Here is a 25,083-nt window from a genome sequence, read left to right on the forward strand (position 1 = left end):
TCATTCTATTCATAAAAGATATTTCTTAAAAAGTATGGTGTTTTATAGGTCATAAATAATTTAATAGATAATATTTATAATATTTTATCTTCAATAAATATTATCTATTTTTACTAAGTACTTTCATTTTAACACAATCAAGAAATTGGTACTGGACGAAGGTAGGCCAAAATCAACATTCTGGCATGTAAAAGCCTATTAAGGCTGTGTAGACAATTTATTATTCGGCAAAAACTGTTCTCCAAACTAAAAATCCCGATCAGAAGCCTCCAACCGGGATTTTGACTCGTATTATTTTGTCGATTGCAAGATACTAAGACAATGTTAACGACGACAAAGCTTTTCTTTTCCCGCTTTGGCTACTGGCTGGCCAATACAGCCTTAAAATGGCTCGTAAACGCCAGTCGGTGGATTACGGCCAATCCGTTCATACTTGTCCTGATCCTACTAATAACCTTCATTCTGACCCTTGCAGGATATAACCAGAAAGCTAAACAGCTACGAGTAACTAAACAGGATCTGCTTATCTCAGCTACACTCGTTTCCCGGCTCCGGGAGGATTCAACGGCGCTTAAGAATACGATCAACACGGCAATGGCCACAATTACAATCAACTATGCTAAACAAGCCAAAACCCTGCAAGCAGATAGTGTTCATGCTGCTGCTCTGTCTGATGATCAGCTTGACGCTGAAACCGACAGCATTCTGTCAGCCAACCGACAGTTTATCAAACAGGCAGCGCAAAGAAGAAATAAATCGGCAGTTAACTGATTACGGACGGGTATTTCTCGATAATGAAAAGCTGATTACAAAAAGCGGCTTCTGTGATGCATTGGTGAAAGACGTTCGAGAAGCCTTATTAGTACCGGTGGGCTGGTTTCCTATTAATCGACTCAAACGGCAACGGGCAAAGGTTGAAAAGGTGCTCAGGCGAATTGAAGGAAAGCCCTAGTTAAAATTTACTCAACACAACCGTACCTATGAACGCAGAAGCCCTTGATGCCTTTTGGTCAGCCATGCCGCCGATCATGAAACTCTTACTCGGTGTGTTTGGTGGGGCTACCGTTCACTTCCTGAGAAACCGGGCGGTTCCGATTCGCGATGGCTTATCCAGCGCCTTAATTGCGATCATCGCCGGATTCTTATTCACCTATGGCCTATGCTACGTCAAACACTGGAGCGTGGGGGACTGGTGGTTTCTGGGCAGTGGCCTGGCCTTTATGGCCAATTTCCTGCTGGGGGGAATGGAGACGGTAGGAAAACAAATTCAGGATACGCCAATCAAGCTGTTGATTGAGACCTGTTTGGATGTATACGATACGATTAAAGCACGTCTTAAACCGAAAGAATGATGATACAGGAAGAGATTCTGTTCCGACTATTACAAGCCAGCACGGCCACTGGCTTTGTGGCCCTATTGATTACCTGCATGAGTATGCATGAGGTGAAGTGGTGGTTACCCATCCCAATTTATATGTTATCATTCATGTGCCTGGTCACCTTTCTGACCACGTTTTTCATGCGCCGGTTCACCTTTGAGGTGGCTGTGGTGACCATGTTCGTTTTGGCCATTAGTGCGGTGGCAACGGCCTTGCACGGCTACATCAGACCCTTGACGACGAGCCGACGGGAAGCCTTGAACCGGCGACTACTCTGGTTTATCCTGCCGATCCTGGGCATTTTGTTTACTGTCTGGTGCGTGGGTTCGGTCTATGAGGGTGGGATTAGTTTCTTTCTTCGCTTTGAGCAGAAGCTAAACCATGCCATCAGCAATCAGGATGAAATGAAAAGTCAGCTGGATTCGACCAAAGCGCAGATCAGGGACCTAAAAACAAATTACGAAAAGCAGGACGCTACCTCAGCGGCTTACCGGGCAAAACTGGATAGTGGGCTGCAAAGCGTTGATTCGCGCCTAACTGATCAGAGTTTACGGATTCATCGGTTAATGACTAATCAGCAGATACAGGCGAATTAATAAAAAGGGCTACCTGCATGCGCAAGTAGCCTTTCTAAACCACCATAACTATTTTACTAGTAGGGGTAAAACTTAAGTGATGCATTATTAGCGATAACTAGTGAGTTTTCGGTACCACTGTAAAACGTATTACCTAAAGGCTAATCAACATGTCTACTATTACTCTGGCAACTTCCCCCATTGTCTGCCCCGATTTTGGCCCGTTGCTAACCTATAGTGAGTCGGTAAAATCCAGCACAGCCATCCGGCACGGCATCGCCAACGTGCCCAATGCGGCTCAGTATAAAAATATGTGCCGGGTGTATGCAGATTTTTATGTGCCGATTTGTAAGCAGTTCGGCAAGTTACCCGTCAGCTCGTTTTTCCGATCGGTAAAACTAAATACAGCTGTAAATGGATCGAAAACGTCTGCTCACATGGATGGGCTGGCCATTGATATAGATTGCGATGGCCTCAGAACCCCATCCAACAAGGAGCTTTACCAGTGGGTTCGAAAGAATTTGAAGTTTGACCAGTTGATAACCGAATTTCCAGACGGGAACGGCAATCCGGGATGGGTACATATTGCTCATCGGCTCTTTGGTGCCGACCGGCAACAGGGTATGAGAGCTGAAAAGCGGGGTAATGATGTTATTTATATGTACGAGTAGGACTAAGAAATTGGTATTGTGAAATGCTACAATATTCTAAATCCCTATGATTTAGAAGCTTTATAAATATTCCAAATACTTTTTAAACTTTAAGAAGAATATTAACTAAACATTCTTATATCTGGCTTTTAATTTCAGTATGGGCTTTTCGATCATATAATACGAAAAAAAGGCAACAACAAATACTATAAGTAAATTCTGTGGAAATATGTTAGTCCAACTATTGATCTTAGTAGTCAGAAAAAGTTGTTGCCACACATAAAGCGAATAGGATAATACACCAACTTGGACAAAAGGACGGCTATTCAAAATTCTTGACACAATCGAAGGCGTATTAATACTCCAAAATAAAATAAGAAGAATAATTATGTTTTTTAGAGTTGGCCCTATTAACATATTATATCCACCTAGCATTCTTTTATCTAATAAAGGGATCGGCAAAAAAAGGATTAAAACTATAAAGAACATTAGCAAATTATTATTTACGATAAACGATATTCGCTTCGATGCCAAAATCTTGGGTTCTAACAAAGCTCCTAGACAACCAGTCAAAATTGCATCTCCCCCAGTTTGTAGCATCATAGTAATCTGGCCACGGCTATTTGGCATAAAAAAGTAAGTAGCTAGCCTAATCAGCGGCATGACAATCAGTATTGCTGTAACAAGTTGAATTAAGCGTTCTTTGCGGAGCTTTTGAAAAGTTATTGGCCATAAAAGATAAAACTGTTCTTCCATAGACAATGACCAAAAATGACCAAAAAACCAGTTCCCATTATCGCTGGGCATACTCGAATAAGAAAAAAAATGTTTATAATTCCATAAATATAAACTAGCTAAAATGACTAAATAATAACTACTAAATATTTCTGAAAAAACAAACCACTTAAGCAATAAGATTGTAAGAATATATAGATAGAATACAGGGAAAATTCTAAAAATACGACGCAGATAAAAGTATTTTATGTTAATATTACCTTGTTTTTCCTTTTCAGCAAGAAGAAGTTTAGTTATTAGATAGCCGCTAATAACAAAAAAGACTTTGACGCCAAGCGATCCGTTAGATAGACTTCTAAAAATAAAATTGTCTGTAATAAATGAGGGCATTTGCTCGCTAGTATGGCCTAGTAACACCATACAAATTGCAATGGCCCGAAGGCCATCAATACTCTTAATTCTATTCATTAATTAATAAGTAATGTGATGTGGAGGTTATTAACTGGCAAATCCGATGTCAAGAAAATTAGATTTTTAATGTATGTCTACATAGGTTTTAATGTTATGCCTTTATAGGTAAAAAACCGTATATTGATTTCATGAATTTGGAGCGCGGAATACGGTCGGCGTATTTGGCGTTGCAAACCGTAAAGTAATCCTTATATGTCACTTTCCGGTAGAGATAAATTAGAAAGAGCCCAAATCCCAAAGCAATAAAGGGAAGAGCTAGAGGAGAGTTCATTATTTTGATGCAGCAGTGTGCTCTAAAATTAGAGCAATATTGGAGCATTACTTTTCATGAAGAGGAGAATTTATTAAACGGTAAACGTATTCGAGTGCAAAGGTAGATAATATTCTATCGGAGTACTTACGAAATTGTTAGACACATACCTTTCCAGCGATGTGCTTTAATTCTCCCCGTATCGGATCAGCATTTACACTATTATTACTGAAGAACGTACCGAACCGGGATATGGTGGAGGTGTATGAAGGTAACTGGGCAATCAAAGAATTGAATGGTTGCATTGCCCCAGTGACTACGCTGGACAGTCCAGGAGTGGGCTGGCGGTCGGGTGATGCGACTAATAAGCTGGAGGGGCTTGTCTTTCCGATTTTAAAGCAGGGCGGTAAGGTCTGGTTGATTATTCAGGAAGCAGCTTAATAAGTTATTTACTGATAAATCGCATGTTACTTATATCAAAGCTGTAGGTAAGTGATTGCCCTTTTCTAAAAAACGTTAATCTAAGTTTAGTTGGGCTACTTATATCCGCCGTTTTATCTTGAATATCCGCCGTAATCATTGGATAGGTTGCATATTGAAAAGCTACCTTGGAACCGCTACGAAATATCATCAATGGCTGAAATTTATTTATCGTTTGTTGAAGCGCAGCCCGCGAATCGTTACTTATGATTACAGCCGTATTGCCCAGAATCTGACTCGGACGGCCATCTTTATACACAACGGTTTGTTGAAACCGGGCAATAACTTTATTTGACTTATCAAATATTTCAAAATAGGAACCTCCCAATGAACTATTCCCGTCGTTCCCTTCAAGCGATATACTGCCCACTAAGGTCCAGTTAGAAATTGGAGTACTTTTACCAAATGCCTTCTCTACATAATTCGTAGCATCAATGCTACTACAGAATACGGCAGACAAGTCGATGTTATTTCTTAAGTACGATTTACTATTGGTGTGTACTACCCATTTGTTACCTACCTCAAAGTGATCTGGTCCGTCAGGAACGCGTACCCAACCCGCCGTACCGGACATTAGTGTCGATTTATAGGGTAGTTGAGCATTCAGGTTTTCTCCAATTTGGGTGACTTTCGCTGTAGGCAAAGCAGAACTCACAGAAATAACTTGCTCCCGAATTGTGCTTAGACCCGTGACTTTCCAGCGATGTAGTCCACTGTGATCATTCTCATCACCATGCCAAATGTAGATTACATTATTATTTATGGCCAAAAGGGCTGGGTATAGCGCATTTCCAGCCATACCGGGAGCAGAAATCACCCCCATTGTTTCCGGCCTAGTTACACCAAATTGGCCCAGAAACAGTCCATTATCATACACGTGATTCCATTTATTGGTTTGGGATCCCTTCCAGAACTCTCCATGATAATTCCAGAATATATGCTTCCCACTTGTTAAAGCCAATCCACCTCCGTAAGCATGTGCAGCACTCATTCCATTCCCTGTGTCATAACGCCCATCAGGAGGAAATTCGCCTGAATAGTTTTGGGTGGTACTTCGGGCGGTTCTCCATTGCCATGAAGTTTTACCTATCACTACCGCCCCCAAATGATACTTGGCATCGTTGTCAGCAACACCCGCATCAAAGGAAATGAGTTGTCCCGAAGAGGTTCTCGCAAGAGGATTTACCTGTGACCCTCCATACACTGGATCTTTATCTGTTGCTACAGGGGTGGAAGCGTAGGTGACTTCTTGGCCATAAACAGGGTTATTGTCAGAGAATCCGGTTAATGGCCTTTTGTGCCAAGTCTGTACTCCCTTTGATTTCGCCAATCGGTAGAGATTACCTGCCTTATCGAAAACGGTCCATATCGGAACAGTTATCTCAGTATTACGAATACCGCTTTCAGGATTCAATTCAATCAAAGTCCAACTATTGCCAGATGACCGCTTAAAGCTGTAAGTTTTACCATTCCCAAGAGTTGCTACATTATATAGGGTGTAATTACCACTCTGCGGTCCCCAGTTCCGGACCAGCTTCCAAGAACCGTTATCAGGAGCTAGCAATTTGCTATAATCAACCTTAAATTCCAGGTTCCCTGCAAACACTCTGGTCGAATCATTAATATCAAAAGAACAGGTATAAGGATGGTTTAAATACATAACCTGTTCAAGATAGACGCGCGAATTTGAATAATGCAGCATTCGACTATTCCCCGTGTCACCAACCCAAAACGAACCATCTGGTGCATAGGCTATGAAAGTAAATTGATTGCCTCCCCCCTTCGCATCAGTAAAATAGAACTTATTGGTCGAAACGGTTGGGTTAATTCTATACCCCCCTAGTGTTCCAAGCTGCCATGATAGATTACCAGTAGCAGTTGAAAAACCTTTCACTTGTTGACTTGCACCTGCATCACATATTGTCACAGTACTTTTATCAGGCGAAACAGCAATTGCAATCGGATTGACTAAACCCGATAAACTTAATAATACATTCCTACCTACTGTACCGTCGGCATTAACGGTGAATTTTTGGACTGTATTGGTTGCCGAGATAATCCATAAACTATTATCCCCTTCTAAAGCAATCTTTTGAGGTTCTTTAATGCTTATAATCGTCTGGTATAATGCACCAGTCAGCTTATTGAGGACATGGATTTCATTTCTAGTAGGATGAGTCGTAAAAAGATAATTTCCTGTTTTCTGTACGGCAATACCCGATATTCTATCATTTATTTTTGTGCTGGTATCAATAGTACTGGAAAAGGTCGGGTTATAGGTAATTTTAACGGAGATACCTGCTGAAAAGCTAACCGGGCTCTCAGTTTTTATATTAGTAGCAAATACAAAACTCTTAACGCTATTTGGGTTAGCGTTTCTTTTATAAAAGGGATCGAACTGAGTCCAATAGACATTGTTTCCATCCGTTGCATTGTACTCAATACCATTATTGCCTAGAAATAAATTCATTGGTAAATTCTTTTGGGGATTACTTAACAGGAATCGATTGAGTGGCAGGTTGCCTTCCTGATACATGTTACAGTAAAAGGCTGTATCACCTGCTATAACTAAACTGCTAGGGGGATACCAACCTCGATGTACACCCGCTCCAGTAAAAGAGATTGACGTATTCCCGATTACCCCTTCCCAGGTGTAGGTAGCATTATTGGAAAGCACTCGGATATGGTAGTTACCCTCAGGCACTGGTACCTCGAAATCATCCTTTCGATCCCACTCTAATCTGTGTCTTCCTGCCGAATAGCGTATTCCTGAAAAAAGTGTTCTTACTAATATACCCTTGGAGTCATAGACACCAGCTGAAACGTTGGCTGCTTGATCCAGGACAAAAGAATTTGCATTTTGTTCCAGGGTATCATTTTTCTTATTCTGGCTACTCAAAGCGCCAGATTTAGGAGCAACAGGCTTCTGAGCAACTGCTTGAGCCCAGGCGAAGAGGAGAATCAAGAGTACTCTCATAGGTAATTATCATTGGTGTCTTTAACGAATCTGTTTGAAAAGTAACTGGATTCATGATTGTCTTGTTAATGGCACAACATTGGATTGATAGGAACTATATACATTGTTGTTCACATCCGATTTGTAGGGTTGTTTCTGCACACCCAGAATTCGTTATCAAATCCCTATTGCTGAAATACAAGCTGAACGTCTTTTTACGGTGCTCGTCGAGGATGATGTTTTTTCATTTTGTACCGCTCATTTCTTCGAAATTGGCTTCTAGATCATGAATCGCATAGATAGTATATCGGCCAATACATGCTTGAAACCGAACATGTAACAGGCATTGGACTTATCCGATATCGGACGTGGGTTGAAGGCCACCAGGCTCCGGGAGTCGACACAGAGCTGACTTTAAGTGGCCAAAACTACCTGGCAACTGAATATTGTTGAGTAGGCAAAAGCCTAAGGTGCTGAAAGAACCACTCAGTACTTCAATGGCGAAGCCCATACCAATAACCCATATTCATCGTCATCATTACTAATATTATTTGGGTTCAGATTTATTGAAACAAGGTTTATTTGTCCTTAATTGGTTGTTTTTAATATATAGCTGACTACCATTGAATATTTTTGGAGGCATTTTAGATTATTACGCAATCACAGGTAGGTATGCGATTAATGTACTTTATAATGGTTATTGGTATTGCACTAGTTATGTATCTAAGCTGGGTGCCAGATCCTGAATTAAAACACATTTGGTTTATACCAAAGTGGATAGCAGGCTGGTCAGATACACGAGCTCATGAGAACCAGAGAACGGGCGTTCCATTTGTATTTTTGGGAATTTGTGCCGGGCTTTTACCGACAAGGAAATCGCGGCCGTTGGATGGGTGGGCCTTATTGTGGCTAATTTTGGTGGGTGTTGTCATATTAGCTGAAACAGGTCAACTTTTAATACCGGAAAGGCATTTTAGTTGGAGTGATGTTATGTGGGGGGCTTTAGGTTCTCTTGTAGGATTGGTTATTGCTGCATTTTTTACCAATCTTAGAGGTTTTCGATTGTCTAGATAAAAGGAATAATCAAGCCGATAGCTATTCTCACTTCGAGGCACTTTTTATTTCACAGTTCCCGACAGAAATGTCCACGGTGCTACACCGTGGGCAATTAGGCAATTCAGTAAAGCCCAAGGATAAAAGCAGTTCTTGAAAAATTTCCATAGAACAAGATTACTCTTTCTTCCTAAACACTATCTGCATAGGTTGGGAAATATCCTGCTCATCCCAATCCTTCGTATATATTTCAGTTGTTTTGAGGCTTTGGTGTCCCATCATCAGCTGAATATCATACAGAGTCAGACTGGCCTCTTCTTTCATGATACGAAGGGCCAAATCAGCAAAGGAGTGCCTGGAGCTGTGCATTCGCAAAGGCCTGGATAGATTGGCACCTGCTTCGATTTCCTTTAGCGCTCCATTGATAGATTTGTTCCAGTGGTTCAGGGTTGTACTAAATTTGCGTCGCACTTCAAAAGGGGCTTTTTTGTACTGCTCATGGGTCAGCAGCCTGGCATATTCTTCTGAATTGTTCAGTAACGGTAGTACATAGTCAGTCGCCTTTGCTTCCGAATTCCACCAGCGTTTCAGTAATAATCGTGCTTCCTCAAATACGGGCGAACTAATCAAATGGCCCGTTTTTAACATTTGATAGCGTAAATGAACCGGCTCCCCTTCCTGGTTTACTTCAAACTCCCGGTAGCGAAGCTTGATAACATCTGAAATCCTTGCTCCCGCCAGCACCCTAGATAACATCCAGATGTGAAAGGCAATGTCATGGGTGATTACTTTTCGCTTGGATTCAAACGAAGCAATCTTTATCTCATCTATAGTATTGTCAGTTAATTTGGTTTTGGGCGTTTTTACTTCGGGCAACGCTTCAATTTCGGTCCAGGGCGATTGTAAAGCGGCCTGCTTCTCAGAAAGCCCCTTCTTAATAAGAACCTGTTCATGCAGATTATTTAGCCGACCGATAATTTCATTGATGGTTGACGCCTTTCGCTTATCTCCCCGTGAATTCCAGGCCTTACTTTTCAAATGGTCCCGAAACTCACGCACCAAGATTGGCGTAACACTTTGCAGGTAAGTGCCATCTGCCTTATTTCCTAGGAAGCTTTTAAATAGCGTTCTAGCGCTTAGTTTACAGGCATAGGTTGTGTAAGCCTGCTCTTTTATCTGCTCTAGGACTTCATCCAATAATGGAAAGTATTGATCAGTCACACCCTCCCGGAAGCGTTCAGCCAGTAACATTGGGGTTAGATAAGGGAATTCGTTGAGCCACTCGGTAGCCTGTTTTTTTATGCGCTCATACTCCTGAAGGATCTCCTCGTTAAGCACTTCGCGTTTGGGATGCTTAACGACCCACTTGCCCCAAACCACCTTCCGATCGGTAGCCGGATTCTTCTCCTTCTCCTTTTTCAGTAGCTCAGCATCCCAGAATCTGACCGCATTCTCTATCTTTACTGTCGTTAGAACCCTGCCAGGCTTTTGTCCCTTCTGATGAAGACGCACCATAACCTGCGACCGACCTGATCGATCGGGCTTGCTATTAAGTTCTACATTAAATGTCAGCCGGGCCATTACTTACAAAGATAACTCCGACTGAAACGTTACTGAAATATTTTTAAGGAAATTACAGGAAATGCATAGAAATAAACCAGAAACAGAGTTGCGGGATACGAGCCTAAAAGTGGCATTTCCTGGAAAATTCGGGGATTTGGCAAAAGCCAAACAGGGAACTAAGCAGTAATGCATATATTTACCGAAAATATGCATCCAGTCCACTCTCAAGAAGCGTCCAGAGCGCGGCCACCCACAATCGGCGGGCTGACCATGCTCGTTGGCTTTATACTCATTGGAGGTGTTATAAGCACCTATATTTTACTCGGTATTTTAGGATTGAGTAAGGGGATGGACTTTACGCAAATCCAATCCTATTTAAAAGAGCTGGCAATTAACCCAACTGGAACGCCTGCCAGTTGGTATGAGCTTATGCTGCTTCAGGCAATCAATCACCTCGGCACGTTTTTCCTGCCCGCCCTGGTTTATTGGTATAGCATTGAGCACCGTACATGGGATCAATTTAACACCCGGCCTATCTCGGCAGTTGTCGGATTAGGCTTAGTTGTGCTGATTGTGATTGCCTTTATGCCCTTCGATGGCCTGGTTATTGAGTGGAACCAGCATCTGCATCTACCCGAAACCCTTGCTCCTCTTGAAAAATGGATGCGCGATCAGGAACAAAAGCTGGCAGGTCTCACCAAGTCACTAACCACCTTTAAAACAACGGGGCAACTACTGGTAGCCATTATCGTCATTGCAATCATCCCAGCTATAGGTGAGGAAACGTTGTTTCGGGGTATTCTGCAACGCAACTTTAGTTACTGGACAGGTAATCCACATGTAGGCATTTGGCTGGCAGCGGCTTTGTTCAGTGCCATTCACGTACAATTTCTCGGATTTTTTCCCCGAATGCTGCTCGGTGCTTTGTTTGGCTATTTGTATTTGTGGTCTGGAAACCTTTGGGTATCAATTTTAGCCCATTTTGTCAATAATGGGTTTACTGTATTAATGGTTTACCTACACCAACGTGAAATGACTTCAGTAGATATTGAAAGTACAGAGTCTGTACCCGTGTTGGGATCATTAGTCGCGTTAGTGGTTACAACGGGATTGTTATATTATTTTAAGAAGGTAAATTCTGAGCCAACGTAGCGCTATATAGTTGCGTCTCTCTGCACAAAACAATGACTGAAACCTGGGAATCAATTTACGTTACGCCACTACCCTACCGGGCCGAGTTGGCGAAAGCCATTTTACTGGAACACGACATCCCAGCAGTGGTTGTTAATAAACAAAGCAGCAGTTACCCGGTTGATGGGTGGGGTAAAGTTGAGGTTCACGTATTGGCTAAGGACACGGTTCTGGCTAAAGTAATTTTAGAGAATGAAGCAACGTTTAGCTAACCTTTCGAACCTCCAGCAACGAGTAATTGCGGCTGTGGCTGGCGTTCCATTTATTCTATTTATGATCTGGTACGACGCCTGGACGTTTGCGCTGCTGTTTTGTGTAGTCAGTGCACTCACCCAGCGTGAATTTTACCGTTTACTTGGTCTAGATGGCTTTGAACCCCTGACGGCCTATGGTACCGTTGTTGGCTGTATGATTTGCATACTGGCTTATTTTGTTGAAACGGATCAGATCAGTACGGGCAATTACTTTCTGATATGTCCGGCTTCGTCGATGATTTTCCTGATCAAACTTTATAAAAAGCGGGACATGAAACCGTTTACCAACATCGGTTTCACGTTTTTGGGAATCATATACGTGGCGATGCCCTTCGCTCTATTGATTATTCTGGCTTTGCAAGGGGGAACCTACCATCCGGCTATTATCACCGGTTGTCTGTTGTTGCTGTGGGCCAGTGATATCGGCGCTTATTTTGCCGGGACCAAGTTTGGTCGTCGAAAACTGTTCGAACGCGTATCGCCGAAAAAATCCTGGGAGGGCAGCGTAGGCGGAGCCATCGCGGCTGGCGTAGTTGCTCTGGGATTAACCTTTTGGGCACCTGAGTTGAGACCGTGGCAGTGGTATTGCGTTGGCGGAATTATTGTCGTAACGGGCACGTATGGCGATTTGGTTGAATCCCTATTTAAACGGAGCATTGCCATCAAAGACTCGGGAAGCAGTATTCCTGGGCATGGTGGTTTCCTGGATCGCTTCGATGGTTTGTTACTGGCAGCTCCGTTTATCATTACTTTTTTAAAACTATTTGCTTAACAATTCCCATTAAATAATCTTAAAAAGAAAGGTTGCCCTGCTTACTGAGGGCCATATGGCTCTTTTTTTGAGTAAGTTTGTAAAATCAATCTTTCTTAAAATACGGGTAGCCGAAACCATATGCTGCCTTTTAGTCGTTTACTTTATAGTTTAGATGGTAGGTCTATGAAGAAGTCGTTGACGTTATTGGTTTCCATTCTGGTGTTGTCTGCCTTGGCGGGACTCTTTACGACCGCACGGGCGCAGGGGCAGGACCGGCAGATAACGTTTACGGGTTTTATCACCGGTGGTAAAACGAACGATGCGTTGCCAGGTGCCTACATTTACATTCCGAAAGCCGGTAAAGGGGTTTTAGCCGCTCCCAATGGTTATTTTGCCTTGCCTGTGTTTCCGGGTGATAGTGTTATTTTCAGCTACGTCGGTTTCCGAACCCAATACCATATTATTCCTCGTCGTATAACAGATCTTACGTACTCGGCCGTTGTGGCGTTGCAGGAAGATGTAAAAACACTGGCCGAAGTAAAGGTTTACCCCTACGCTACAGAGGAACTGTTTAAAGAAGCGTTCGTCAATCTGAAGCTTCCTGACGAGAAAGAACGAGAGAACCTAGCCAAAAACATGGACCCCGTGGCCATTATGCGTCAGGCGGCCACAATGCCGATGGGTGCATTGGCAAACCACCAAAACTTCGTCAATCAACAGTTTTTTGGTCGAGAGTCAGTCATTGGCCGCGCTGCAACACCCACGTTTGCCTTTACGAACCCTTTTGCCTGGGCTAACTTCATTCGTTCCGTCAAGCGAGGTGATCTGAAGAATAAAGAGTGGCGAAGCGAAATCAATAAGGCTCCCCGCGAAAACGTATCCCGAAAGGATATTCTACAAGATGGAAATTAATAAACATAAAGACCGGCTTGCCGGTCTTTATGTTTTCCACTCTATGAGCTTCATTGTCGTTCCGTCAAAGACTCCATAAGTTTTGGCAGATACCCATTCTCCGAGGTTAATGTACCGACTCGTAGGTGTTACGGCCAGATCAAGTGGCAGATGTCGGTGACCAAAAATATAATAATCGTGGTGCATTTGGGATTCAACCTCTCTACAGTATTGCCAAAGCCACTCCCGCTCTTCGCCCAGGAAATGCTCCTCTCCTTTCTCCTGATTACTCATTCGGCTTCGGCGCGACCACGCATGGGCCATTCCAATGCCCAGATCAGGGTGTAACCAGCGGAAGAGTCGGCGGGCCAATCCGCTTTCAAAAACAGTTTTCAGGCGTTTATAGACATAATCGCCAGGGCCAAGCCCGTCGCCATGGCCAATATAGAATCGTTTTTCTCCGATCGTATACCGACGTGGCTCCCGGTAAACGGGTATTCCCATTTCCTGGGTGAAATAGTCATTCATCCACATATCGTGATTCCCCGTAAAGAGTACGATACGTGTTCCGGCATCGGTTAACTCAGCCAATTTCCCCTGCAACCGAATGAATCCTTTTGGAATACTACGCTTGTATTCGAACCAAAAATCAAACACATCCCCTACCAGAAAAATAACCTCAGCATCAGACCGAATTGTGTCAAGCCAGTTAACAATAACGCGCTCACGGTCGCGGCTTTGCTGATGCGAAGGGGTTCCTAAGTGAAAATCAGAAGCGAAATAGGCTTTACGACCAGAAGCAAGAGGAATGGTTTCGATTTCAGACATGGATACGGTTTATTCGGCTGCAAAACTACAGAACCAAGTCGAATTTCTCGTGGAAAGCGACTAGGCAGCTTATTGGATCGGCTAACTTGTATGATGAAAAACATCGGAGTGGATAAAATGGTATTTAAGAAAACGCTAATTTTGGCTTTTCTCCAAATAGACCATGAAAATCAAATCGCTACTACTGGCCTTTCCTGTACTTTGTTTAGCCTGCAGTAACCCCGGTTCCGACACTGCCGACCCAGCTAGCCAAATGGATGCCAGTCCTGTTTATGCTAAAAGACCCGCTGGTGTCAGATCGCTTACCGTCGACTTCAATTACGACGAACCCTGTAACATTCTGGGCGAAGAGTATGTCCGCAGTACATTCAATCTAGGTGAAGCTACAAAACTGGAAGAAGCGCACGAGCATAACGGCTGCGAGTTTGAATGGACAGGCAATAAAGTTCTCGTTTCCTTTGGCGGATCGAAGCCTTATCCATCTGTTTACCACGCAGAGTATGCTTTCGATAAGTTATATCAGAATAAGCCAGCTGTGGCTGCTCCGGTCGTAGAAGCTCCCGAATCAGAAACAGTCAACAGTTCGGAAGGAACCAGCCCAGAAGCCATTGTCAGTGATGAAGAGTCTACCGAACACCATACGACCGATGATAACCAACCAAAGCATGGTGGTGTAACAGCAGCAACTCCGCATCTTACCGAACCCGCTGTTAGTACAGGCCACTACGAAGCCATTTCGAACGTGGGCGATAAAGCCGTTTGGGATGCAACCACTGGTGCCATGCACGTTCTGTACAACAACCACATCATCAATGTAACGGTTGAATCGAAAGATAAAGCCGAGCTCAAGAAAGAGCGCGCACAGAGCTTAGTGGAAGTGCTGATTGATAAAATTGCCGAAAACGAATATGTTCGGCGCATGTAATCACGACCAATAATCCACAAAAAAGGGAAGCTGATCAGCTTCCCTTTTTTGTGGATTATAAATTAAGGGCATCCCTACCTGGACGCAATCTCCACGCTACACCGGTATCTGTTCAAACACAACGGCGGGCTGCGTCGCATCTTTGAACGCTTTACGGGGTCGGATATTCAACGTCTGGAATAGTTGCTGATCGGCATCCACATCGGGGTTGGGTGTGGTTAGGAGCTTATCCCCCGCAAAAATCGAGTTAGCACCCGCCAGGAAACATAAGGCCTGCTCTTCGGTATTCATTCGAACGCGACCAGCGGAGAGTCGTACCATTGCTTTGGGCATGATGATCCGGGCGGTGGCAATCATCCGAATCATTTCCCAAACCGATACCCGTGGCTGATCTTCCAGCGGTGTTCCTTCTACCGGAACCAGCGCATTTACGGGCACCGATTCTGGATGTTGCGGCAAGGTGGCAAGGGTGTGCAGCATGCCAATACGATCCTGATCCGACTCACCCATGCCAATAATGCCGCCTGAACATACCGAAATGCCTGCTTTACGGGCATGGCCTAGGGTATCTAACCGGTCGTCATACGTGCGGGTACTAATGATATCTCCGTAAAACTCTTCGCTGGTATCGAGGTTGTGATTGTAGGCATATAGTCCCGCATCTTTGAGTTTCTGGGCCTGACTTTCGGTAAGCATCCCCAGCGTACAGCAAACTTCAAGGCCCATTTCATTGACGCCCTGTACCATATCGAGCACCTTATCAAAGTCACTATTGTCGCGAACTTCGCGCCAGGCGGCACCCATACAGAAACGCGTACTGCCGGTATCTTTGGCTCGCTGTGCAGCCGTTAATACCTCATTCACTTCCATAAGTTTATGAACTTTTACCGCCGTGTGGTAGCGGGCCGCCTGGGGACAATAGGCACAATCTTCGGGGCAACCGCCCGTCTTGACCGAAAGCAGTGTACAAACCTGAACTTCCTGTGGATCATGGTGTTGCCGATGTACGGTAGCGGCCCGATACATCAGATCCAAAACGGGTGAATTGTAAATTTCGGCGATTTCAGCCCGGGTCCAATCGGTACGAAGCATAGCGCTGGGTAATTAATTAAGGTAGTAAGTAGGTCAAAAATAGCCAGTGGAGTGCATTGGTGCAAATAAGAAAAGACAATCATATACTACCCAGTAAAGTCTCCAGGGCCTATTTTGAATTCTTGCTAGGCTTCAGTAGCTTTAATTTAAAAGGTAATACAATAAAGCACAGTCTGTAAATCCTATCCATACAAGTTCATTACCATGAAAGTTTTTTTTACCCTCCTTATTGTTCTATTGACTATTAGTGGGTTAGCACTTGCCCAGAAGCCCGAAATTATCAGACTTCTATTTCGGCCTGATTTGACTATGAGCCCTCAGGGACGCTTGTTTGCCATCGACTCGGTAATTGATGCACGACTCGATACCCTAAGCCATATTGGAGCCTGGCAATATGCATCAGGAAAAACGGCTGAGATACACCTGAAAGATGGTTTTAAGCCTTCGTTGACGAATTTTGCAGTTAATTCCTTACCGAATATTGATAAGAAACTCCCTTCCTATGCACTGACTATTCATGAGTTTACGATTAATGGCACACCCCTGACTACTCGTTTTGATCTCGCCGTTACATTCTCAAAGCATATCGAAATCGCGCAGCCTAAGAACAATTCGAATGCAGTCAAGAACAGCCGACAGGTAGAACGAGTCTTCAAAGCTGATGTCATTGTCGAGAATAGCAGTAAAACGATAACAGAAGTACTCAAACAAGGTATAGCCATAGCATTTCTCAAATTCAATGATTTCCTGGCTAACCCCAATGTTGTACCAGCCATTTACAGCGATTTAGCGTTAGAATCTGCCAAAGCTGCTCAGGACCTGAATCTTCTATGGGCAACTTATGACAGTACACGAAGTGATGAAGATAACTTGCTGCGTTGCAGTCAACTAAGGCCTGGTATTTACCAAAGTTTCAGTGAATTACGACAAAACCGACCATCACTGATAGGTACCTTAGTGGTTGAGGAAAAAAAAGGCTTTGCTGACCTTAGGAAACCTTCAGGCTCCTGGTCCCGAACCAATTTCTTTGGCTTCTGTAATGGCAAAGACCTCTTTATCAATACAAGATCTTACCAGCATTTCGGTATAACTCGACGCTATGTCAAAGTGAAAAGTATAGGGCGTTATTTACTATGGATTGATAACTACCTTACTTCGGGCGAAATCACCGGTGCATCATTTGGGCTCGTTGGTGCCTTAGCCACTTCTTCTTATACTGACTGTTTGGTCCTCGATATGAAAACGGGTGGCGTGTTTAGAGTAACTAAAGATAAATTACCAGAAATGCTGGCAGGCCACGATGATTTACTTGTCGAATTTGAGACATTACCAAATCCAAGAGATGGATTACAACATTTCCGTTTACTGGATAGATTAAATCAACTGGATAAGCCTGTGGTAACACGCTGAAATAAGCTGGTTCGCTTATCCCTATGGCAACCGATACGCAACCACATAATCGCCCAGTTTTGTGCCTAGCTTCCCATGCCCACCGGCGGCAATTACCACATATTGCTGCCCATTAACCTGATACGTCATGGGCGTAGCCTGCCCACTTGCGGGTAATGGCACTTCCCATTGCAGGCTTCCATCCTGGGTTTTAAAGGCCCGCAAATGACCATCCAAGCTGGCAGCCACAAACACCAGTCCACCAGCTGTAGTAATGGCTCCGCCAAAATTAAGCGAACCCCATTGTTTGGCCTGAGGGTACTTCGTGATATCCATCATGTAGCCTAATGGCACTTCCCATTCCAATGCCTGTTTCTTCAGATTAATAGCCACCAGTGTACCCCAGGGCGGGGGCGTTTGCATCTGTATTCCCTTTTCATCTCTGGTAAATAAATAACTTCGTTTCAGCACGTAGGGCGTCCCTGACTGCATGCCCGTTTCAGCCCGGAGTAAGTCCTGATCATTTTTGACAGATTCAGCCAGCTTCTCCCGAGCCACCAACCGAATGACAGCCGCCATCCGATTGACATTGGTAATCAGCAACCCTGATTCAGGGTCGTAAGACATACCACCCCAATGGACACCACCCACATTGCCGGGTGTCATTAGGCTACCCTGTAGCGATGGTGGGGTAAAAATTCCTTTATACAGCAACCCATCGATTCGCTGCTGAGCAACGGCTTTATCGGTGGGTGTCAGGCCCCAGGCTTCCGCTTTTTGCAATCCTAAAGCAGGTAGCGTTGTAGGAACAGGTTGCGTAGGAAAGGCGGCTTCGCCCGGCACCGTAGAGGCAGGCATTGGCCGTTCTTCTACTGGTAATAAAGGAACCCCCGTTTCCCGATTCAGAATAAATAGATGCCCCATCTTGGTACCAACCGCTACAGCAGGAACTATTTTACCATTGAGCGTAAAGGGAAGTAATAGCGGTTGAGCAGCATTGTCATAATCCCATAAATCGTGGTGAACGGTTTGAAAATGCCAGACAACTTTGCCCGTAGAGGCCCGAATAGCCACGATTGAGCTGGCATACAGGTTTTTTCCCAGCCGTTCGCCCCCGTAATAATCCGGACTGGGACTTGTGGTCGGGATAAATACCAGATCCCGTTCAGCATCTGCAGAAATGATGGACCAGGCGTTGGCCGCACCCGTTTGATTGGCACTTTGTCCTTTCCAGGTTTCAAAACCTGCGTCGCCTTTCGAGCGGGGAATTGGGTCCCAACTCCAGCGTAACGCTCCCGTTAGCGCATCATAGGCCCGCACTACGCCCCGCTCATAATTGAACCGCTGGTTGTCGCCCATCGACGACCCGACAACTATCGTATTGCCAATAACCGCTGGTGGTGAGGTTACGCTGATATTGCCTACGCCCTCCCGTAAATCCACACTACCTAACTTTCCGAAGGTTGAAATTGGCTTACCCGAAAGCGCATCCAGCGCAATCAATCGGCCATCAATCGTTGCCATAAAAATTCGTTTTGTAGCACTGGTTGATGCGCTCTTGTCATTGGGCGCGGGCCAGACCGAAACACCTCTAGAGGTTAGTTCGGATAAATCCTGTCGCAGGTAAACATCAGGATTATACTCCCATTTTTTCTGGCCAGTAGCCGCATCAATAGCAAAAACGCGTGAGGTAGGAGTACTGAAGAACAGCGTACCATTGATCATAATGGGCGTGGCTTCAAAAGCGGCTTTTTCCTCCGCAGACGTACCCTTGTAATGTTCCAATTCGCCCGTTCGGAACGTCCAAGCCACGGCTAATTGCTTAACGTTTCCAACATTGATCTGTGTCAGGGGCGAAAATCGCATACCACCGGCGTCATTTCCGTAAGCAGGCCATTCAACAGAATTAGCAGGTTGGCTTGACATTGTTTGCCCAACAACCTGAATTGGAAGGCAAAGTAATAGAAGAACGAATCGGGCAAGTTGGCGATTTGACTGGCTATTCATATAGGTTTTACCAAGAGGTTTCATACATGGTTTAGTTACGGCTACGCTTATTTTGATTTGAGGCCAAACAGGACGCGTGTCAGCTTAAACGGGCGAATCAACAGCAGATAAACAACTATGCAAACTACTAATGAGGATAGGCTTATTGTCAGGAACCCATCATAAACGCCCAGGCTGGTTCTGGTTAACACGTAGTAGCCGATCAGCAAAATAACCGTTTGGTGAATGATGTAAAACGGATAAACGGCTTCGTTCAGATGCGTCAGAATCGGCTTGTTAACGTTCAGATAGCGATACCCGTAGGCAACCGTTGCCAGCACAGAAAACCAGGTTAATGCCAGGCCATTAAAGCTGAAAAGGGTTATGACCAGCCTGGACGTATCAAATTCATCTTGCGTCACGAAGAAGCGAAAACTGTATAAAATTATAGTACAGATGCCCGTTGCCACCAGAAAATACCACCGTTGATCGGTGAGGATTTGCCAGAAATCCCGTCGGCTGATTAATACATACCCTAACCAGAACAGAATCAGGTTTTTCATAAAATAGGCCCAATCGTTCACCAAGGCATGCGTTTCGTTGGGAAACAAACCACCCAGTACAACGTCATTGAGTAGTAGAAAGCCAACTAACCACAAGGCACCACCGGGCCGGGCAATGAGCCTCCCGATTTTATCCATAAAGCGTTGACCTGATTCTTTTTTCAGCCATTTGAACAGCGGAATGCTCAGCAATAAATAAAAGAAAAGGTAACAGATAAACCACAGGTGATGCCAGCTGAACGCGCCCCCTGTCCCTCCATCCTGATAGGGTTGAAACTTGAACACTTCGGGATAAAACTCAGCATAACTTCCCAAAAACCGCCCCCGAAATAACCACTCTACGTAAATCTGAGGGGGCACAATCACGAACATGCCAAACACCAGCGGCACAAACAAGCGCCGGACGCGCTCACCCGCATAGGAACTATAGGAACGTTTTTTTAAAGCGAAGAACGTACCGGCACCGGAGATGAAAAATAGCAACGGCATCCGCCAGCGGTGGAGCCAGCGCATCACGTATTCCATAGGCAGGCTATGTTCCGCACTTTTTATGTGAAAGCCCCACGATACGTAAATCATACCGGTGTGGTAAAAAAACAGCATGATAATAGCCATGAAGCGAAGCCAGTCAAGATCGTACCGGCGTTGGCTAAGAGCTGGGAGCACGGGGCTCGAAGTTTGTTTACTCAGTGTCGACTGCATGAGATTCGTGTGAGTCATTTGGATGGCACAAAAGTGGCCTCAACACGTCCCAAACCTCCTATTTCCCGGCAATAACGAAGTTCGCGCCGACCGGGAAGAACCCTATGCCCCCTGCCGGAAGGCCGTACCACCCAGGTCCTTGGCCCTATATTGCGCTGGCGTCTGGCTCGTCAGTCGCTTAAAGGCGGTATGAAAAGCGGATGGTGAATTGTAGCCTACCCGCTCAGCAATTTCATCAATTTTCAGGTGAGCGGTAGATGAATCGGTCAGCAGGCGTTGAGCCTCAGCGATTCGATAGGTGGCCAGCCAGTCGAAGAAATTCTGACCCAGCCGATCGTTGAGCAGTTGCGACAAGTGATGAGGGCTGGTATTGAGTCGAGCAGCTAGTTTAGGCAAGGATAAATCACTGTCGAGATAAGGTTTTTCTGTATCGAGTAAACGAGCGAGTTTAGCCAGAACAGCATCTTCAACTTCTTCCGATAGCGCCGATTTCTCGTATTTCTTTTTGGGTTCAGCAGGCAAATCCGGTTCAACAGGTTTCGGCTCACCAGGTGGTTCATCCCGAAAAAAATCGGACCGGCTCATCACTAAAAAACTGTTCGTATAAATGGTAATCGCGATGTACGTGGCCAGTAGATAATCACCGACATCATTAACGAACTGGGGCTTGACCAGGGCAATCAGGAATGGGACCAGGGCAAACAGCCAACTCGGCAGAAGCAGGGATTTTAATTTTGCCGATGAGCGAAGTGCGGAACCCTGTCGGCTTGCCTTCCGAATAGTCAACAATGCCAAAACAGCGTAGATAAAACAGCTAACGAGTGTCATCTCACTAATGAGATCACGTAGTCCCGTAAAATCGTCCTCCCACTGGATATGTTGCCGTATAAATGGCAATTCGGGATGCTGTGAATTGATGTAGGAGTTGTATTTGAACTCGATAGGCTGATACATCCAGGTTACCGAATTAATTAGCCAGATGCCAAACGGTACTAAATGCCAGGCCCAACGATGCGGCAATCGCTGCCAAAGTCGGCTGAAAACGAAAAAGTAGAAGAGCGGGCCCAGCAAAAAATTGAACGGCTCAGAAAAATCACCTAGCCACAACAGCCGAAATGTGTAGTTGGTATAGTTCAGAACTATTTCCCCACTTATGGCCGACAACACTAACATAAACAACCCATGACACCGATTGGAGATATTCTTCCCTCGCCCACCTGTCAGAAAGAAAATACCCAGAAACAGACCCTGTGCCACACCCAGAAAAATGATGAGTGCGAATAGGTCAAGGTGAATGGGAAGCGTTTGCATTAAAGGGGCCGTTGCGTTACGCAAGATAAAAAAAAGACCCACACGCCGGGCCGCCGTAGCGGTTTAAGGATCGTATGGGTCTAACGATTGGTAATCCAACTTTAAGGCTTTTGTCATTCGTAGTCATTGATTGTCGTTTAATGGTCATTCATAAATGACAATCAATGACCACTTTTATCGAATCTCGATCTCAAAGGGCATCCGCATTTGAATGCCTTCCAGGGTTTTAAGTTTTTTCAGGTACTTCACATAAGGGGCTAATTCGCCAAGCTGCGCCTGAATCCGACTTTCCTCATCCCCACCAAACGAACTCATCACCTGTTCGAAAAACGGCTTTTTGCGGGGCTGGTATTTCAGTTTATAGTCGCCGTCTTTGAGTTTAGCCGATTGAGCGGCCAACTTAATAGCATCGTCCAACCCACCGAGCTGATCGACGAGTCCAATGGCTTTACCCTGACTACCCGTCCAGACACGACCACCCGCAATAGCCCGGATACTATCGACAGGGAGTTTGCGCCCTGCTGCTGCCTTACCCGTAAACTGCGCATATACCCGCTCGGTCGACCGTTGCATGGTTTGCTTCTGAAAGGGCGTCATTTCGTGGGTACCTGTTGGGAAATCAGCGTTCTCGTTGGTTTTCACACGATCGTAGGTGATACCGAGTTTGTCTTTAAAAAAGGTTTCGGTATTGAATAACAGCGAGAATACGCCAATAGAGCCAGTAATCGTGTTAGGCTGAGCCACAATCTTATTGCAGCCCATGAGCATGTAATAGCCACCTGATGCTGCATAATCGGACATTGAGCCAATAACGGGTTTGGCTTTCTTGGCCAGTTCAACTTCGCGGTACATCACATCCGATGCCAGTGCACTACCGCCACCTGAATTAACCCGAAGCACAATCGCTTTCACTTTATCGTCCAGGCGAGCTTTCCGAATTTCTTCGGCGATCGTTTCTGAGCCGATGCTATTATCACCACTTTTTCCAGAATGAATATCACCAGAAGCGACAATGACGGCGATGCGGTTCTTACTGCTGCCTTCCTCATCGTCTTTCTCCGACTTTTCGTATTTATTGAGCGAAACGTAGTTGATCTTCTTTTTCTCGTCAATATCCAGTTGCTTCCGAATTACAGCTTCCAATTCGTCCTGATAACCAACATTGGTAATGAGTTTAGTACGAAGTGCATCTTCGGGTTTCTGAATCGTCAGGTTATCGGCATATCGCTTCAGCGAATCTACCCGTAGGTTACGGCTTTGTGCCACCCGAACCAGCATATGGTCGTTGATCGAGTTCATGAACGAAGTTACCTGACGTTTGTTCGGTTCGCTCATATTCTCACGAATGAACGGCTCAACCGCGCTTTTAAACTCCCCTACCCGGAAAATCTCAGGTTTCAGGCTTAATTTATCGAGCGTACCTTTAAAGAACGATAGTTCCGCATTGAGGCCATTCCATTCCAGTTCACCAGCTGGATTCAGGTAAATCTTGTCTGCTACGGAGGCCAGGTAATAACCTTTTTCGCTCATACCCTCGGCATAGGCGTAGACAAACTTTTTCGATTGCTTAAAGTCGATCAGGGCATTTCGAACTTCTTCAACGGTAGCCCAGCCAGCCTGCGGATCTTCGGTCTGGAGGTAAATACCCTCAATGTTTTTATCTTCCTTAGCATCTTTTAGCGCTCGCTTCAACTCAATCAGGCCAATGGCATCGCCCGTACCCTGAATTGGACCAAAACCCTCAAACGGATTTTCGCTACTACGTTCTTCAATGGGTTTGTCTAAATCTATTTTTAGCACTGAGTTCGCTTTCACATCAACTTTCTCATCACTGGACGACGACAAGGCTGCCGCCAGTCCAATTAAAAACAGAAAACCAACAAACGAAAACAGTACCAGACCAACTAACGTGGCCAGAACATATTTAAGAAACTGTCGCATGAATAAGAATAAATAATAAACCCTTGTTAACAGGTTATTACAAATATAGCCCGGAAGTAAATTCCCAGGCTATAAAAGTGTTAAGTGCGTAAAAATAGCGGACGAATGGCTGTGTGCTTACATCAGCTTATAATCGTTGATCGATGTCTGGATAACTTCCCAGGCTTCGGCCTGTCCATAAATATTCGCCAGCTCCATCACGGCGGGTTCTTCGGGCAGGTTTTTATAAGTCAGGAAGTAGTGACGTAGGCGTTTTACAACCGCTTCAGGCAGCTGGCCTAGTTCGGTATACTGACCGTACATAGCATCCCCTTTCAGTACGGCAATAATTTTATCATCGGCCTCGCCTTTGTCGATCAATCGGAATCCACCGATGGGGATAGCCTGTAGAATCAGGTCACCGTGGGTAATTTCCCGCTCCGTTAATACACAAATATCGAGTGGGTCACCATCACCCATTTCAACTACCCGGCCCGATTTATCGCTGGCTAATTTGGCAATTTGATCGCCACAGTAGGTTTGAGGAATAAAACCATAGAGGGCGGGAAGCACGTTGGAATATTGCTGCGGGCGGTCAATTTTGAGGTAGCCCGTTGTTTTGTCAATCTCGTATTTAACAGTATCGGTCGGTACAATCTCGATAAAACAGGTAACTTGTTTTGGCGCTAACTCGCCTATTGGAATACCATGCCATGGGTGGGCCTTGAAATTACTCTTCATTGCTTTTTACTAAGTGGTTGTGATTTATATAATTGACGGTTTACTTGTAAGTTACTAGCTAAAACTGGATTCTATTGATTCTTTGGATTCTTAGAGCCTACTGAGCCAGCTTGTTGCTTTCTGGAACAACAGAATCTAAAGCATCAATAGAACCCAATTCTTGTTAACTACTTATACTGATACTTTATGTTCTGAAAAGCCGACCCGCTCGGCAATCTGCATATCCACGGATTTTCCCAGCGACTGACGTACCAGCATTTCGCCTAAGAAACCAGCCAGGAATAACTGAACACCCAGGATAATTGCCACTAAACCGAAGTAAAACAGCGGATTATCGGTGGCATTTCTGAATTTAACGCCCTGCGCAATATTGATCAGTTTATCGACGATTAACCATAGCGCCAGTACCGTGCCCACAAAAAAC

General features: G+C 44.8%; 22 protein-coding genes and 1 pseudogene. 12 read left to right on the forward strand and 11 right to left on the reverse strand.

Annotated elements, in window-relative coordinates; all coding sequences use genetic code 11:
• The first annotated feature begins 321 nt into the window (after nucleotides 1-321).
• The 4 genes from ACYVGO_RS27630 (at nucleotide 322) to ACYVGO_RS27645 (ending at nucleotide 2,625) form a co-directional block, all read left to right on the forward strand.
• Nucleotides 322-771, forward strand: a complete 450-nt coding sequence (locus ACYVGO_RS27630; protein WP_460972034.1) for a hypothetical protein — start codon at nucleotides 322-324, stop codon at nucleotides 769-771.
• Nucleotides 772-980: 209 nt separating this feature from the next.
• The gene (locus ACYVGO_RS27635) at nucleotides 981-1,352 is read left to right on the forward strand and encodes a hypothetical protein (RefSeq protein WP_460972035.1); all 372 of its coding nucleotides are present in this window, start codon (nucleotides 981-983) and stop codon (nucleotides 1,350-1,352) included.
• Nucleotides 1,349-1,975 (forward strand): hypothetical protein, encoded by a 627-nt coding sequence (locus ACYVGO_RS27640; protein ID WP_460972036.1) that lies wholly within the window; start codon nucleotides 1,349-1,351, stop codon nucleotides 1,973-1,975. The genes ACYVGO_RS27635 and ACYVGO_RS27640 overlap by 4 nt, the downstream gene beginning before the upstream one ends.
• A 149-nt stretch (nucleotides 1,976-2,124) precedes the next feature.
• Complete coding sequence (locus tag ACYVGO_RS27645; RefSeq protein WP_460972037.1) at nucleotides 2,125-2,625, forward strand: D-Ala-D-Ala carboxypeptidase family metallohydrolase; 501 nt, start codon at nucleotides 2,125-2,127, stop codon at nucleotides 2,623-2,625.
• A gap of 105 nt (nucleotides 2,626-2,730) precedes the next feature.
• On the opposite strand, the gene ACYVGO_RS27650 is transcribed toward ACYVGO_RS27645, so the two are convergent.
• A complete protein-coding gene (locus ACYVGO_RS27650) occupies nucleotides 2,731-3,807 on the reverse strand; it encodes an acyltransferase family protein (RefSeq protein ID WP_460972038.1) in 1,077 nt (358 codons plus the stop codon).
• Nucleotides 3,808-4,240: 433 nt separating this feature from the next.
• Here ACYVGO_RS27650 and ACYVGO_RS27655 point away from each other — a divergent pair, with 433 nt between their 5' ends.
• Entirely contained in the window at nucleotides 4,241-4,501 is a 261-nt protein-coding gene (locus ACYVGO_RS27655) for a DUF5675 family protein (protein ID WP_460972039.1), read from the forward strand.
• A gap of 4 nt (nucleotides 4,502-4,505) precedes the next feature.
• Here the strand turns inward: ACYVGO_RS27655 and ACYVGO_RS27660 are convergent, their stop codons facing one another.
• Entirely contained in the window at nucleotides 4,506-7,517 is a 3,012-nt protein-coding gene (locus tag ACYVGO_RS27660; protein ID WP_460972040.1) for a FlgD immunoglobulin-like domain containing protein, read from the reverse strand.
• 696 nt (nucleotides 7,518-8,213) lie between these two features.
• Here ACYVGO_RS27660 and ACYVGO_RS27665 point away from each other — a divergent pair.
• Nucleotides 8,214-8,570, forward strand: a complete 357-nt coding sequence (locus ACYVGO_RS27665) for a VanZ family protein (protein WP_460972118.1) — start codon at nucleotides 8,214-8,216, stop codon at nucleotides 8,568-8,570.
• Between the two features lie 156 nt (nucleotides 8,571-8,726).
• Here the strand turns inward: ACYVGO_RS27665 and ACYVGO_RS27670 are convergent, their stop codons facing one another.
• Complete coding sequence (locus tag ACYVGO_RS27670) at nucleotides 8,727-10,130, reverse strand: tyrosine-type recombinase/integrase (protein WP_460972041.1); 1,404 nt, start codon at nucleotides 10,128-10,130, stop codon at nucleotides 8,727-8,729.
• A 252-nt stretch (nucleotides 10,131-10,382) separates the two neighbouring features.
• Between ACYVGO_RS27670 and ACYVGO_RS27675 the strand changes: the two genes are divergently transcribed.
• The 4 genes from ACYVGO_RS27675 (at nucleotide 10,383) to ACYVGO_RS27690 (ending at nucleotide 13,223) form a co-directional block, all read left to right on the forward strand.
• Entirely contained in the window at nucleotides 10,383-11,264 is an 882-nt protein-coding gene (locus ACYVGO_RS27675) for a CPBP family intramembrane glutamic endopeptidase (RefSeq protein ID WP_142776715.1), read from the forward strand.
• A 32-nt stretch (nucleotides 11,265-11,296) separates the two neighbouring features.
• The gene (locus ACYVGO_RS27680) at nucleotides 11,297-11,515 is read left to right on the forward strand and encodes a putative signal transducing protein (protein ID WP_460972042.1); all 219 of its coding nucleotides are present in this window, start codon (nucleotides 11,297-11,299) and stop codon (nucleotides 11,513-11,515) included.
• Nucleotides 11,496-12,329 (forward strand): phosphatidate cytidylyltransferase, encoded by an 834-nt coding sequence (locus ACYVGO_RS27685; protein WP_460972043.1) that lies wholly within the window; start codon nucleotides 11,496-11,498, stop codon nucleotides 12,327-12,329. The genes ACYVGO_RS27680 and ACYVGO_RS27685 overlap by 20 nt, the downstream gene beginning before the upstream one ends.
• Before the next feature lie 165 nt (nucleotides 12,330-12,494).
• A complete protein-coding gene (locus tag ACYVGO_RS27690; protein ID WP_142772689.1) occupies nucleotides 12,495-13,223 on the forward strand; it encodes a carboxypeptidase-like regulatory domain-containing protein in 729 nt (242 codons plus the stop codon).
• A 27-nt stretch (nucleotides 13,224-13,250) separates the two neighbouring features.
• Here the strand turns inward: ACYVGO_RS27690 and ACYVGO_RS27695 are convergent, their stop codons facing one another.
• Nucleotides 13,251-14,030 (reverse strand): UDP-2,3-diacylglucosamine diphosphatase, encoded by a 780-nt coding sequence (locus tag ACYVGO_RS27695; protein WP_460972044.1) that lies wholly within the window; start codon nucleotides 14,028-14,030, stop codon nucleotides 13,251-13,253.
• 163 nt (nucleotides 14,031-14,193) lie between these two features.
• Between ACYVGO_RS27695 and ACYVGO_RS27700 the strand changes: the two genes are divergently transcribed.
• The gene (locus ACYVGO_RS27700) at nucleotides 14,194-14,955 is read left to right on the forward strand and encodes a hypothetical protein (protein WP_142772687.1); all 762 of its coding nucleotides are present in this window, start codon (nucleotides 14,194-14,196) and stop codon (nucleotides 14,953-14,955) included.
• A gap of 96 nt (nucleotides 14,956-15,051) precedes the next feature.
• On the opposite strand, the gene bioB is transcribed toward ACYVGO_RS27700, so the two are convergent.
• A complete protein-coding gene (bioB, locus tag ACYVGO_RS27705; protein WP_460972045.1) occupies nucleotides 15,052-16,047 on the reverse strand; it encodes a biotin synthase BioB in 996 nt (331 codons plus the stop codon).
• A gap of 204 nt (nucleotides 16,048-16,251) precedes the next feature.
• Here bioB and ACYVGO_RS27710 point away from each other — a divergent pair, with 204 nt between their 5' ends.
• Nucleotides 16,252-17,457: a DUF6563 family protein gene (locus ACYVGO_RS27710; protein ID WP_460972046.1), complete on the forward strand. Its 1,206-nt coding sequence runs from the start codon at nucleotides 16,252-16,254 to the stop codon at nucleotides 17,455-17,457.
• A gap of 21 nt (nucleotides 17,458-17,478) precedes the next feature.
• Here the strand turns inward: ACYVGO_RS27710 and ACYVGO_RS27715 are convergent, their stop codons facing one another.
• The 6 genes and pseudogenes from ACYVGO_RS27715 to ACYVGO_RS27740 form a co-directional block, all read right to left on the reverse strand.
• On the reverse strand, nucleotides 17,479-19,467 hold the full coding sequence (locus ACYVGO_RS27715; protein ID WP_460972047.1) for a pyrroloquinoline quinone-dependent dehydrogenase: 1,989 nt from the start codon (nucleotides 19,465-19,467) through the stop codon (nucleotides 17,479-17,481).
• A 23-nt stretch (nucleotides 19,468-19,490) separates the two neighbouring features.
• Nucleotides 19,491-20,651 carry an acyltransferase family protein gene (locus ACYVGO_RS27720; protein ID WP_460972048.1) on the reverse strand — a complete coding sequence of 387 codons (1,161 nt, stop codon included), beginning with the start codon at nucleotides 20,649-20,651 and terminating at the stop codon, nucleotides 19,491-19,493.
• A gap of 138 nt (nucleotides 20,652-20,789) precedes the next feature.
• A complete protein-coding gene (locus ACYVGO_RS27725) occupies nucleotides 20,790-21,998 on the reverse strand; it encodes a helix-turn-helix domain-containing protein (RefSeq protein ID WP_460972049.1) in 1,209 nt (402 codons plus the stop codon).
• 174 nt (nucleotides 21,999-22,172) lie between these two features.
• Nucleotides 22,173-23,939 (reverse strand): signal peptide peptidase SppA, encoded by a 1,767-nt coding sequence (gene sppA, locus ACYVGO_RS27730; protein WP_460972051.1) that lies wholly within the window; start codon nucleotides 23,937-23,939, stop codon nucleotides 22,173-22,175.
• A gap of 117 nt (nucleotides 23,940-24,056) precedes the next feature.
• Nucleotides 24,057-24,659 carry an inorganic pyrophosphatase gene (locus ACYVGO_RS27735; protein WP_142772680.1) on the reverse strand — a complete coding sequence of 201 codons (603 nt, stop codon included), beginning with the start codon at nucleotides 24,657-24,659 and terminating at the stop codon, nucleotides 24,057-24,059.
• 171 nt (nucleotides 24,660-24,830) lie between these two features.
• A pseudogene (locus tag ACYVGO_RS27740) lies at nucleotides 24,831-25,083 on the reverse strand (glycosyltransferase); the annotation flags it as partial.

It is taken from the genome of Spirosoma migulaei, assembly GCF_054776855.1.